The 12394-nt window shown below is 41.4% G+C and carries 11 protein-coding genes and 2 pseudogenes; 4 read left to right on the forward strand and 9 right to left on the reverse strand.

Annotation, left to right across the window (positions count from 1 at the left end; genetic code table 11):
* Positions 1 to 12: 12 nt before the first annotated feature.
* The 3 genes from AB8618_RS14675 to AB8618_RS14685 are packed head-to-tail and all read right to left on the reverse strand — an operon-like array spanning position 13 to position 4653.
* Complete coding sequence (locus tag AB8618_RS14675; protein ID WP_413400909.1) at positions 13 to 1080, reverse strand: efflux RND transporter periplasmic adaptor subunit; 1068 nt, start codon at positions 1078 to 1080, stop codon at positions 13 to 15.
* Complete coding sequence (locus AB8618_RS14680; protein ID WP_413400910.1) at positions 1070 to 4345, reverse strand: efflux RND transporter permease subunit; 3276 nt, start codon at positions 4343 to 4345, stop codon at positions 1070 to 1072. Before AB8618_RS14680 ends, AB8618_RS14675 begins: the two co-directional genes overlap by 11 nt.
* A 5-nt stretch (positions 4346 to 4350) precedes the next feature.
* Positions 4351 to 4653, reverse strand: coding sequence for an ArsR/SmtB family transcription factor (locus AB8618_RS14685; protein WP_413400911.1), 303 nt, complete (start codon positions 4651 to 4653; stop codon positions 4351 to 4353).
* A 129-nt stretch (positions 4654 to 4782) separates the two neighbouring features.
* Between AB8618_RS14685 and AB8618_RS14690 the strand changes: the two genes are divergently transcribed.
* The 3 genes and pseudogenes from AB8618_RS14690 to AB8618_RS14700 form a co-directional block, all read left to right on the forward strand.
* Complete coding sequence (locus AB8618_RS14690) at positions 4783 to 4971, forward strand: YgaP family membrane protein (protein ID WP_010392474.1); 189 nt, start codon at positions 4783 to 4785, stop codon at positions 4969 to 4971.
* Positions 4972 to 4976: 5 nt separating this feature from the next.
* A complete protein-coding gene (locus tag AB8618_RS14695) occupies positions 4977 to 5321 on the forward strand; it encodes a rhodanese-like domain-containing protein (RefSeq protein ID WP_138608299.1) in 345 nt (114 codons plus the stop codon).
* Between the two features lie 81 nt (positions 5322 to 5402).
* A pseudogene (locus tag AB8618_RS14700) lies at positions 5403 to 7169 on the forward strand (alkaline phosphatase D family protein); the annotation flags it as partial.
* Between the two features lie 91 nt (positions 7170 to 7260).
* Here AB8618_RS14700 and AB8618_RS14705 read toward each other — a convergent pair.
* The 4 genes and pseudogenes from AB8618_RS14705 to AB8618_RS14720 all read right to left on the reverse strand — a co-directional run bounded on the left by AB8618_RS14705 (position 7261) and on the right by AB8618_RS14720 (position 9101).
* Positions 7261 to 7803, reverse strand: a complete 543-nt coding sequence (locus tag AB8618_RS14705; protein WP_413400913.1) for a PH domain-containing protein — start codon at positions 7801 to 7803, stop codon at positions 7261 to 7263.
* A 77-nt stretch (positions 7804 to 7880) separates the two neighbouring features.
* Complete coding sequence (locus tag AB8618_RS14710; RefSeq protein WP_178956720.1) at positions 7881 to 8498, reverse strand: LysE family translocator; 618 nt, start codon at positions 8496 to 8498, stop codon at positions 7881 to 7883.
* 9 nt (positions 8499 to 8507) lie between these two features.
* Positions 8508 to 8688: pseudogene (locus AB8618_RS14715) on the reverse strand (hypothetical protein).
* A 14-nt stretch (positions 8689 to 8702) separates the two neighbouring features.
* Entirely contained in the window at positions 8703 to 9101 is a 399-nt protein-coding gene (locus tag AB8618_RS14720) for a DUF3224 domain-containing protein (RefSeq protein ID WP_413400914.1), read from the reverse strand.
* Positions 9102 to 9188: 87 nt separating this feature from the next.
* Here AB8618_RS14720 and AB8618_RS14725 point away from each other — a divergent pair, with 87 nt between their 5' ends.
* Positions 9189 to 10967: an ABC transporter transmembrane domain-containing protein gene (locus AB8618_RS14725; protein WP_413400915.1), complete on the forward strand. Its 1779-nt coding sequence runs from the start codon at positions 9189 to 9191 to the stop codon at positions 10965 to 10967.
* 14 nt (positions 10968 to 10981) lie between these two features.
* Here the strand turns inward: AB8618_RS14725 and AB8618_RS14730 are convergent, their stop codons facing one another.
* Both AB8618_RS14730 and AB8618_RS14735 read right to left on the reverse strand, forming a co-directional pair.
* Complete coding sequence (locus tag AB8618_RS14730) at positions 10982 to 11641, reverse strand: hypothetical protein (protein ID WP_409424101.1); 660 nt, start codon at positions 11639 to 11641, stop codon at positions 10982 to 10984.
* A gap of 95 nt (positions 11642 to 11736) precedes the next feature.
* Entirely contained in the window at positions 11737 to 12369 is a 633-nt protein-coding gene (locus AB8618_RS14735; protein WP_010392457.1) for an OmpA family protein, read from the reverse strand.
* Positions 12370 to 12394 lie beyond the last annotated feature (25 nt).

Here is a 12394-nt window from a genome sequence, read left to right on the forward strand (position 1 = left end):
CCCGAGTTCAGGTTATTCAGTTATTGGTTGATAATCCACTGCTATTTTATCGCCAGCTTTAAGGCCCGTAATAATATGTTGCTGATTATCAATCTGCTCACCTAAGCGCACAAAACGACGCTCAATTTTGTCAGCGTTAATGACATACATCATACTAAGCTGTCCAAAGTCATGTATCCAACGAGGATCTATCAGTACACCTTGGGTGCTTTCAAACGGTAAATGCAATTGTGCATATAACCCAGGGATCATCCCTGGCTGTGGTTCAATTTCTAATCGGATCAGTAAGCTACGTGCTGCGTTATCAACAACAGGTATAATTTCACTGATATTGGCAGCTGTTGTTAGGTTGAGCGAAGGTAAACTCACGTTTAAACGATCGCCTAACTTAAGCTTTACTGCTTGTTGCTCTCGTACATTAAAAGCAAGTTGAAGTTGTTTTGGATTATAAAGCGTTAACAACGGTATACCAGGTGTGGCTGTATCGCCAGGTTCAGCTAAACGCTCAACAACAACACCAGATATAGGGGCTTTAATTTGCGTGTAGTTAAGTGATACCTGCGCCTGGATTTGCTGCTGTTTTGCTCCAGCTAAGTTGGCAGTTAAGTTATCAAATTTTGCTTTAGCATCATCAAGGTCACTCATTGATACTAGCCCTTTTCTCTGTAACTCAGTTACTCTTATAAGTTGCTTTTTAGCTTGGTTTAATGAGGCTTGCACCGCATTAATATTTGCCTCACTTTGTGCCAGCATCGCTTTAAAGTCATCTTGCTTTAGGGTGATCAATAAGTCACCTTGACTAACCTTATCACCGGCGCGCACTTTAAATTGCTTTACTTGTGCCATTACATTTGACGAAATTTGGGTGTTTTGTTTCGCAATTATACTCCCTGGTACATGCTCTGTTCGCGAAATAGTTTGCAGCTCAACAGTGACCACCTCACCTTGATATTGAGTAACTGAAATCTCTTTTAACCCTGCAGGTTGTTTATTACTAAAGCTACCGGCCATGTATAGCACTGCTACAATAACCACAACCAATGCACTGATTGCACCTAAAACTTTTGATTTACCCTGCATGTGCTTCTTCCTCTGGGTTTGTAAACACTAAATAATAAACAAGCGGTACAACAAACAACGAAAACACGGTAGACGCCACGATGCCAAAAATAATTGCTATGGCTAATCCGCTAAATACTGGGTCAAGTGTGATCACTAAGTTACCTAATAAAGTAGTTCCGGCGGTTAATAATACTGGTCGCATTCGTACCGAGCCTGCAGCAATAAGTGCCTCTTTTATTGCCATCCCCTGAGCTCGTGCTTGGTTAATAAATTCGACTAAAATAAGTGAATTACGTACTACAATACCTGCTAAGGCAATCATGCCTATCATCGCAGTAGCGGTAAATAATACCGGCTCAGGAGCCCCTGCTATGGTGCGTTCACCAAATTGATTGAGTAACCAAAATCCAGGCATAATACCAATCACTGTTAATGGAATGGCCGACATAATAATCAGCGACAAGCTAACAGATTGAGTTTGAATGCGTAAAATAATAAATATAGCACTGAGCGCAAAGGCAAAAGCAATGCCCATATCCCTGAACACATCAATGGTGATACGCCACTCACCTTCACCACTAAAGTTAACATCAGTTCCTTGCGGTAATTGCCATGGCGCGGTTCCGCCATTATTAAAAAAGTGCCGTGTTAACCACGCGCTTTTTTCAAACCCATGATCACTTGCGTTTAAATCGGCATTTACATCCGCAATAATCTCTGCAGGCGTGCGTCCATTTAGTTCCGCCATCACATAAATAACGTCACGCTGATCTTTACGCATTAGGGTGTCGGCCACGTTTAATGGTTTAAACTCTCCCAGCTCTGAAAGCGATACTAAAGGCCTAGGTGCACTTGTTATACCTAACTCATTACTGGTTTTAGCTAAGTCCCTATCCCCTCTTACTTGCAGCGCAAGTAATTGTGAAAGCTGATTACGTTCGCTATAAGGCAATTGTAATTGTATTGGGACCGGCTGAGTTTCATCGCTTACGTACAAAACACCAACCTGTTGTCCTTGCGAAGCAATACTAAGTGTTTGTGCAATATTTTGGGTAGCAACAGCACTGAGCGCTGCTTTGGTTTTATCCGTAATAAAGCGCTGTAATGGGGCTGGGGCAACCAAAGAGGTATCAACCTCAACAACATGAGGCTCTTGGCGTAAACGTGCAGCAACATTTTGAGCTGCCTGCCTATGGGTATGCTTATCAACAAAGGGATCACGATACACTTCAGCAACTAAAGTACTCAACACCGGTGGCCCAGGTGGTACCTCGACCACTTTGATAACAATGCCATTTTTTGCTAAAGGAGCAAGTTGTTCGCGTAGCCGCATAACCACCCCATGCGATTGATGATCTCGTGCTGATTTATCCACCAGCAATACTCTGAGTTCTGCTAAATTAGCAGCTTCACGGCGATAATAACCACGCACCATGCCATTAAAATCCATACTAGAGGGCTGTCCAACATATGCGGCTATTTCACTGACTTCATTTAACTGCCATGTGAGGGTTTGAACCTGCTTAGTAAATGCAGCCGTGCTCTCTAGATTAGTACCCTCTGGCATATCTATAAGTACTTGCAGCTCATTTTTATTGTCAAAAGGCAGGAGCTTTAATGGTACCAAGCGCATCACGGGTAACATGGCGCTGATAATAAACAATCCTAATGTTATCCATAGCACCCATTTAGCTCGCCCTTTTGAGGCAAGTAGTGGACTGAGTAATCTTTGGTATAAACCCGCTTTAGGCTCAAGCTCAGGTTGTTCTAGGGTGTTTGGTTTAAGCAATTTCATTGCCAACCATGGGGTGACAAAAAAAGCTACCAAAGTAGACACCATGACACTAATGGGCACGTTAAACGCCATAGGTGCCATGTATGGCCCCATCATGCCAGTAATAAACGCCAGTGGAATAAACGCCACCATAATAGTGAGTGTAGACATAAGCAAAGCATTTCGAATTTCGCTCATTGCGCCAACAACGTGCTGTTTTTTATCGCCTTTGTTATTTATAAAGCGACTAATATTATCAATACCCGTGATTGGGTCGTCTACCAGTAAGCCTAATGATAAAATAAGCGCAAATAAGGTCACCCGGTTAATGGTGTAACCAAATGCAAAATCTAATGAGAGTGTAATGCCATAACAAATAGGAACCGCCAGCCCAACCACCACGGCAGGACGCCAACCTAAAAACACGCCAACAAATATCACCACAGTAAATACTGCAAACACTAAACTTGATGTGAGGTTATTTACTTTTTCATTGGCAGTTTGGCCATAATCTCTGAGTACTGTATAGCTAACTTCTGGTGGCAGTAGGGTACTTGCAAGTTCATTCATCATGGTATGAACATCATTTGCAACAGCAACCGCATTAGTCCCTGTTTGCTTGGCTACGCTTAAAGTAACCATAGGCAACTGCTGCCGTTCAGTAGATTGCGCTAACCATTGGTAATGTTCAGTTTCACTAGGGCCATCGCTGACTGTTGCAATGTCCATCAAGTAAACACTTTTACCATTAACCACATTAACAACTAATTGCTCTACCGCTGATTGTGTTCTTAGTACATCACCTGCCTGAATAGCAATTTGCTGCTGATTATCAACCACATTTCCCACTTGGGTGAGTTGATTTGATACATTTAATGCGTAAAAGACATCGTTTACCGTGGTTTGATGGGCAGCCAGTGCGCTAGCATTTAAATTGATGGTAAGAGTACGCGTACGCCCCGAAATTACTTTAACTTCACTGGTATGCTCAATGCGTTGTAAACTATTAGCAATTTCGTTAGCAAAACGGGTTAGTTCATAATCACCATAGAGTTGCGGGTCTTTACTGTAGAGGCCTAACATCACAATAGGCACGTCATCTACTTCTATTGGACGAATTTGCCAACTTTTGATCACCGATGCCATTGTATGCTTATAACTATTTAGTTTTGCGTAGGTATCTAAAATAGCTTGTTCGCGGTTGTGCCCTACTTCAAAGCGCAGCGTAACCACCGTACTATTAGTTTGTGTGGTTGAGTAAATATGCTTCACTCCCACCAACTGGGCGAGTAATTTTTCGAGCGGTTGTGTTACTAACCTTGCGACTTCAGGCGCCTCAACGTTAGGTGCTGATACATAAATATCGAGCATGGGCACAGTAATTTGTGGCTCTTCTTCTCGAGGTGTCTGATTTAGTGCAAATACTCCAAGTAACAAAGACATCAAAAAAATAACAATCGGAATGCGACCACTTAAACTACTTTTTACCGCATTGTCTATTAAGCTCATTGCACTTAGCCCTTACAAAATAACCCATATAAGGTACCAAGCAAAACGACCGCATTTTCATCAATGACACGATAATAAATTGTTTGGCTCTCGCGGCGCGTAGCCACAATATTTGCTTTACGCAGCGCTGCTAAATGCTGAGATAACGCAGACTGCGCTAATGGCACGGCTTCATTAAGCTGAGATACGCTCATTTCTGTATCTTGCAAAGAACATAAAATCATTAAGCGATTTTTATTGGCTAAAATTTTTAATAGCTGCTCAGCTTGTTCTACATTGCCGGCCATGGCAGTAAAGTCAATATTCATACTATGCTCTTATTCTAAAATAGAGCCTGAGTATAAGACGTTAAGTTAGAAAAGTCTAATATTAGATTTTACTAATATAGATATATCTAATATAGTAGCTGTACTGAATTAAATAACTGGCCTACTATAATGAAACTAAACAATGCACTCAGACTAATCGCTGGCATAATGATTATTGTGTCGCTCTTATTACAAACTTATCATGACCCTAAGTGGATTTACTTTACAGCTTTTATCGCAGTAAACTTAATTCAATCAGCTTTTACTAGCTGGTGCCCAATGATCACTTTATTACGCAAACTTGGCTTTAAGGAATAAACACCATGCTTACACCCATTCCCGATTTACTAAAAATAATTACTCCTAATCAGCGCCGTATTGATGCCGAACAAGCAAAGAAAGAACTTGAGCAAAATAAAGGCTTACTGATTGATGTGCGTGAACCCGCTGAACATGCCACCAAAGCAGCTACTGGCGCAATTAACATTCCACGCGGGTTACTTGAAATGAAACTTATGGAAATAGAAAAAGACGCAGCCCGTCCTATTTATTTACATTGCGCTAGTGGCGCGCGTGCAACATTAAGTGCTGAGGCACTGACTCGAGTAGGTTACAGAAATGTGACAGTTATCACCTGTGATGCAACGAAAGTATTGAATACATTCTAACTTTTTTAACAAAAAAGTAACCTTAATGTGGTACGATTTGCTTTTTATACTTTATAGGTACAAAGCAATGACGCTTACACGAAGAACTTTTTAAAAGCCTCGGCAGCAGGATTTGGGGTCGCAGTCTTATCGTTAGGGTTAACGGGTTGTCGGTTTGATGATGAAGATGATAATTTTATTGACGTTAGTTTTAACCATGGCGTTGCTAGTGGCGACCCACTAGCAGATAGCTTAATTTTATGGACTCGCGTTACACCAAAAGATCCAGCAACCAGCCGTATTAAAGTGCAATGGCAAGCTGCGACAGATGAAAATTTCACCTCTATTAGTCACGATGGTGAAGCCTATATAAGTGCAGTCACAGACTTTACTCTCAAAGTTGACTTACAGGGCCTTGATCCCAACACAACGTATTACTACCGCTTTAAATCAAATGGTAAAACCTCTCCTATTGGCACAGGTAAAACATTACCAACAGGCAATATTGATCAAGTAAAGCTGGCAGTAGTCTCGTGCGCTAATTACCCTGCTGGCTTTTTTCATGTTTATGGTGAAATAGCAAAGCAACCTGACTTAGATGCGGTACTCCATTTAGGCGATTACATATACGAATATGGAAATAATGGCTACGCTACTGAAGACGCAACTAGCTTAGGTCGCTTACTACCTGAAGATAACAGCAATGAAATTATTAGCTTAACTGACTATCGTAAACGCTATGCCCACTACCGTACCGATAGCAACTTACAGGCAGCTCACAGCAACTGCGCCTTTATAACAGTATGGGACGACCATGAGGTTACTAATGATACTTGGCGTGAAGGTGCAGAAAACCATAATGACGGTGAAGGTGAATTTAGCGCGCGTAAACTACATGCCCTACAAGCCTACTTTGAATGGATGCCTATACGTAATGTAGCCGATAAAGAACGTATTTATCGCCGTTTTGAATTTGGTAATTTAGTGTCGCTATACATGCTAGATACCCGTGTGCTCGCTCGTGATGAACAACTCAACTATGCTGATTTTGATTTAACTAGCGCACAGGGCCAAAGTGACTTTGTAGGCGCCATTAGCTCACCCACACGTGCATTGCTCGGTAGTGAGCAGCTAACCTGGCTCACCGATGGTATGACAACCTCAAACTCAAAATGGCAAGTACTTGGCCAACAAGTGTTAATGACCAAGATGCACCTGCCGTTTGAAGTACTACAGCTTTTAGTGAGCCTGCAAGTAAGCCAAGCTAATGGCGCAGACACTAGCGTACTGCTTGCTCAAGCATCAGCATTATTTGCTGAGCTGGCACAAATTAAAGGCCGTATTCTAGCTGGTGATCCAACAGTAACTGATGCAGAGCGTGCGCGTGTTGATACCACCGCACCTTACAATTTAGATGCCTGGGACGGCTACGCCTATGAGCGTGAGGTACTGCTTGGTACAGCTATTGCTGCACAAAAAAACTTAGTGGTGTTAGCCGGCGATACTCACAATGGTTGGGCTGGGCAATTAAAAACTGATGCGAGCAATCCAATAGCCGCATCACAAAATGCGGGAGTTGAGTTTGCCACCTCTTCAGTGTCTTCGCCAGGTCTTGAAAAATACTTAGCACTAAATACACAGGGCCCTGAAGTTACAGTTCAAATGGAGCAAGTTCTTGCTTTACTTGTAAACGACTTGGCTTATAGCAATTTGGCTGACCGAGGTTATCTAACAGTTACCTTCACTCAAGAACAAGCAAGCGCTAAGTGGAATTATGTAAGCAGCATAAAAACAACCTCTTACGAAGTGCAAATCGAGCGCAGCAAAGAATTACGTATGCTAGCAGGTCAGCCTGAAATACAAGGGTAAATTACTCTAAACACGAGAAAACCAATCTAAGGCTCATAACTTCCTTAGGTTGGTTTAATAAAAATAACCTATTTTCAAAGAGAGCTGTTGGTTACTTTTTCTCATCCAATAAAGTAACTAACATTTGCTCGATATTTTTTACACTGTAGGTCAATGAGCGAATCAGTTCGACTTGGCTTGGTGGCTCGTCTTGTTTTGCTTGAACGGGTTGTGCTGCAGTGAGGTTATCTTTTTGCGTTAAAATAGCTTCACGAAATTCACTGGCATCAACTACCCCAAGTAACGATACCAACGCACCATGTCCCGACTGTCCTGCTGTTTCAAAACTTAAACGGTATAGGCCAAACATGCGCATTAGCGGCCCCTGACTCAACCCGACATCAGTGATTTTTTCTAGTGGAATCGATTTTTCTTCTTTAAATAAAATACCGCGTTTAACCACTAGCTTGCGCTCTAGTAAATCGGCCGACATAGCGTCTAATACTCTACTTGCGAGTAGCCACACTAAAAGTAATACAACGGGTAAAAGTATAATAGTTACAACTGGAAAAAGGCTAAATATTGCAGCTAAGCACATCCAGTACTGTTTTACCTTGTTATCAAAAGTGGCACTTTTTAAAGTTATATTAGACATAGTTTTATTACTTTTAAATTATAGTATTTTTAAGTTACATTAATTATAAGTTGTACACAATTCAACCACCTTGATAGTTACAATCCAATAACCACTTTAATTGCCAGCGCAATAAATACCGCACCTAACAGCCTATCTAACCATATATTTTGTTTAGTAAAACCAAAGCGCTTTTTAGACACCTCAGTGAGTAAGGCTACCAATAAATACCAGCCGGTATCTATCACGAAAACCGTTAAGCACATAACAACGCCAATACTTAGAGTAAGATTCTCTGGGTCAATAAATTGTGAAAATAATGCCAGAAAGAAAATTGCTAGCTTAGGGTTTAAAAATGCAATGGCAAAGCCATCTTGTAACGCCTTAGAACTGCTCACGTCGCTTTGCTGAATATGTAGCTCGCTGTCGCTGGGTTTTGAAAATAGTATTTTCAAACCTAAATACGCTAAATAGGCTGCCCCTAAATACACTAAAAATTGGTACACAGTAGGAAATTGCAACATCAATGCACCTAATCCCAACAGTGAAGCTGCGGCATATAAGCCCACTCCAAAACCATGGCTTAATGCTGCCAGCATGCCATTTTTCATGCCACCGCTTAAGCTATGTTTTAATACCACAGCTAAACTGGGCCCAGGCGACATTGCCCCCATCATGCACACCAGTGCTAAGCTCAACCATAATGATAACGCCATTAGTAACCCTTATATTTCTTCATTTTCAATAAGTAATGCATAACCATGCACCTGCCCATAAAAGCCTGTCAATGGCACTGCGTTTATTACTTTCCAACCGTCTTGGCTTAATTCCTGTATGCGATCATTTAGTGCGACTATATCTACCCCCCAAAAAACGGGACTTTCTGAATTCGATTACTTTTTGCATTATAAATACCTGCTTTATAGGCTGTATTCAAAATCATAATGGTGAATACCTTGCTCTATGCGTATCACCATACTGCCAGTTAGTCCTGCTAGCTCATCAGTGCCTGAGTCGGGCACTACTTTTAAAATCAAGCTGTCTTGGCCTTTATCCATCAGCCCAAAATGCTGCAGTACAAAACTGCCTTTCTTGCCTTCTAGCTCGCCTATCACTTGCTCTATTGCAACATAACCAGCACTGCCTTGGGTAGGAGTCATGGCGCTAAGCATTTCGCCTTGGCTAGTTGCCGTTAAACTGCCAGTAAATTGTTTATCAATCGACATCCGACCTAAATTAACGCCTTGCTGGCCATGTGCATAGCCGTCAATAGGCGCTAATGTTACAGTAAACTCACCCGTTATCTGTTTAGTTGTCATAATTTTCCCTGTTGATGATTTTTAATACTATTGATTTTTAATCTATTGATGCCATATCTATACCTTAATCATCAATAAGAATCTACTATGCCTACAGACAAGCCTGCTTTAGATAAAGCCGCTTTTAGCGCTTTATTCCCTATATTTAATTTTATTAAGCCTTATAAATGGGTGGTTCTAGGGGCTCTAGTGGCGTTACTTGCCACCGCAGGAGTTAACTTATCGCTAGGGCAAGGCGTTAAGTTTGTGATTGATCATGGCTTTATTGCCGGCTCGCAAGCGCAGTTACAACAAGCTGTTTTGGTATTAATTGGTTTGATCAGTTTATTGGCGGTGGGTACATTCAGCCGATTTTATTTAATGTCGTGGATTGGCGAGCGAGTCAGTAACGATATTAGAAAAGCTGTATTCAATCGTATTGTTACTTTGCATCCGAGTTATTTTGAAGAAAATCGCAGCGGCGAGCTGATGTCGCGGCTCACCACCGACACCACCTTGTTACAATCTATTATCGGCTCATCATTTTCTATGGCGCTACGAAGCGCGCTAATGTTAGTCGGTGGTTTAATTATGCTGCTTGTAACTAATTTAAAGCTTACCTTGGTCGTCGTGGCCTGCGTCCCTTTAGTACTGGTGCCTATGTTAGTTTTTGGTAAAAAGGTACGCAAACTAGCAAGTTCTAGTCAAGATGCGATTGCCGATATAAGCACCTACGCGGGTGAGATCATTCAAAACATAAAAGTAGTACAGAGTTATAGCCATGAACAGCAAGAGCAATCTGCTTTTGCTAATGAAACCGAAAAGGCCTTTAATGTTGCTAAAAGCCGAATTAAACAGCGTTCATTTTTAATTGCAGCAGTTATTTTTCTAACCTTTAGCGCTATTAGTGCCATGCTCTGGGTAGGCGGTAGTGATGTGCTCGCAGGCACTATGACGGGCGGTGAACTTGGCGCGTTTGTATTTTATGCCATTATGGTGGCCATGTCGGTTGCCACCGTTGCAGAGGTTTACGGTGAATTACAACGCGCCGCAGGAGCCGCAGCAAGATTGCTCGAACTGCTCGCAGTTGAAAGTAAAATACAAAATCCCGAAATTCCACTAGATGATCAGTTACATACAACTACCAGCAACAGTGCAATTTCACTGGAAGGTATTAGTTTTAATTATCCTTCTCGCCCAGATGTAAGCGCATTAAATAATATCAGCCTAAATATTGAAACAGGTAAAACAGTGGCTATTGTTGGCCCTTCAGGTGCCGGTAAAACCACCTTGTTTGAACTGTTACAGCGTTTTTATGACCCTACCAGCGGAACAATTAAATTTCATAATATAAATATTAAAGAGTTGTCATTAAACACCTTACGCAACAAAATGGGGATGGTGGCACAAAACCCGATTTTATTTAGCTCTGATGTTATGCATAACATTCGCTATGGCAACCCAAGCGCCAGTGACGAGCAAGTTTATGCGGCCGCTAAACATGCCCATGCCGATGAATTTATAAAACAGTTACCACAAGGCTATAACAGCTTCTTAGGTGAGCAAGGTGTAAGGCTATCGGGTGGGCAAAAGCAGCGTATTGTTCTTGCTCGCGCCATTTTAAAAGACCCAGAAATACTGCTACTTGATGAGGCGACCAGCGCGCTTGATGCGCAAAGCGAGCATCATGTTCAGGCTGCACTTGAGCACTTAATGCAAAATAGAACAACGCTGATTATCGCCCATAGACTGGCCACGGTAAAACATGCCGATATGATTGTGGTAATGGAAAATGGCGAAATAAAAGCCACAGGCACTCATCAGCAATTAATGGCAAGTAACCCCTTGTATCAAAAGCTATGTGAATTACAGTTTAATCTAGGTTGATTGCACTTTAGTAGTTACTTTTTATGAAGCCATTTATTCATTGCGGTATCGTAAGCCTCAGTTAGCTTAGTTTTATCGCACTTTACACCAGCTATGTAACTATCGGGCAAGTCATTTTTTGGCATAACCCCAGCACCAACGGATACCTTTCTAAAACAGCTATCACCTCGTCGATAAGTGGTAAATTGCATATTTTGCTGCTCTATTTTTAATAGTGGTTTTATCTTGCCTACATGCTCTTTTGGGACTGTAATACGCTTTTTCTGAGGGTCATTCTTTGCAGCATCAGAATGGCCAGTTTGTTGCTGTAAAATACTGTTGAGCCCTTTTTTTAAATCGATCTTTTTATAAGGCTTTAAAATTACAGGTGGAGTATTTTTCGTGGTGGTATTTAGCGGCTTAGTCGTTTTCTCTGTTTTTTTATAATTAATATTTAGTGGTTTTGTTTGGGTTGCATTAATAGGCTCAATAGATTTGATTTCTGTGTTTTTATGAGCGCGTTGTTGAGAGATTGGTTGTGTTGCTTTAATTTTAGCCGGCACACTTACCATATAAGCTTTAATTGGGGTTGATTGCTGTGGTTTTATGTCAGGTGCTTTTAATGTGGCAACAAAAAACAAAACTAATCCGTGTAAACATACTGATAAAATAATTGCCGTGCGCCACGCTGCCATAAATATGTCCTTATCGAAGAACTATTTGTGACAGCTAACGCAGACAAAAGTGCCATTTAAATAAACCCAACCATGCATTTGCGCAGTTTTAGCTATTAACCTTGTGTATTAGGCACTATTTGAATTTCGACGCGGCGGTTTTGCGCGCGACCATTCGCGGTATCGTTAGTGGCAATTGGGCGTGATTCACCAAAGCCGCTCGTGCTTACTCGTGCAGCCATAATTTGTTGGTTTACCAGGTAATTTTTTACACTTTGTGCACGCTGCTCTGAAAGAGTCATGTTGTAACTATCTTTGCCCGTGCTGTCGGTGTGACCTTCAACACTTAAGTAGGTTTTTTCGTATTTATTCATTACACTTGCTATCGCATTTAGAGTGTCATGAAAGCCCGATGAAATATAAGATTGATCAGTCGCAAACGTAATATTAGATGGCATCACTAAGCGTAAGTTATCACCTTCACGTACCACTTCAACTCCCGAACCTGCTAGTTCATCACGAAAAGCAGCCTCTTGTTTATCCATGTAATCACCTACAGCTGCACCCGCTAGCGCACCAATAGCTGCACCAATAAAAATACGTTTATCTTTGTGGTTACCTGTAGCTTTACCTAAAATTCCCCCTGCTGCAGCACCAATAGCGGCGCCTTTACCTGTGTTATTCATTTCACAGCCAGAAAGTAATACAGCAACGACAGTGACACTTAAAAGTGATTTAGTTAACATCATGGTAATTTCCTATTAATTTAGAATT

The sequence above is a fragment of the Pseudoalteromonas sp. RW-H-Ap-1 genome, assembly GCF_048318575.1.
GTDB lineage: Bacteria > Pseudomonadota > Gammaproteobacteria > Enterobacterales > Alteromonadaceae > Pseudoalteromonas.

Bases quoted from the DNA above. Each gene is read 5' to 3' on its own strand.
- AB8618_RS14730 (WP_409424101.1), bottom strand. From the start codon at position 11,641: ATGGCAGCGTGGCGCACGGCAATTATTTTATCAGTATGTTTACACGGA.
- AB8618_RS14685 (WP_413400911.1), bottom strand. From the start codon at position 4,653: ATGAATATTGACTTTACTGCCATGGCCGGCAATGTAGAACAAGCTGAG.
- AB8618_RS14710 (WP_178956720.1), bottom strand. From the start codon at position 8,498: ATGGCGTTATCATTATGGTTGAGCTTAGCACTGGTGTGCATGATGGGG.
- AB8618_RS14720 (WP_413400914.1), bottom strand. From the start codon at position 9,101: ATGACAACTAAACAGATAACGGGTGAGTTTACTGTAACATTAGCGCCT.
- AB8618_RS14675 (WP_413400909.1), bottom strand. From the start codon at position 1,080: ATGCAGGGTAAATCAAAAGTTTTAGGTGCAATCAGTGCATTGGTTGTG.
- AB8618_RS14695 (WP_138608299.1), top strand. From the start codon at position 4,977: ATGCTTACACCCATTCCCGATTTACTAAAAATAATTACTCCTAATCAG.
- AB8618_RS14725 (WP_413400915.1), top strand. From the start codon at position 9,189: ATGCCTACAGACAAGCCTGCTTTAGATAAAGCCGCTTTTAGCGCTTTA.
- AB8618_RS14680 (WP_413400910.1), bottom strand. From the start codon at position 4,345: ATGAGCTTAATAGACAATGCGGTAAAAAGTAGTTTAAGTGGTCGCATT.
- AB8618_RS14690 (WP_010392474.1), top strand. From the start codon at position 4,783: ATGAAACTAAACAATGCACTCAGACTAATCGCTGGCATAATGATTATT.
- AB8618_RS14705 (WP_413400913.1), bottom strand. From the start codon at position 7,803: ATGTCTAATATAACTTTAAAAAGTGCCACTTTTGATAACAAGGTAAAA.
- AB8618_RS14735 (WP_010392457.1), bottom strand. From the start codon at position 12,369: ATGATGTTAACTAAATCACTTTTAAGTGTCACTGTCGTTGCTGTATTA.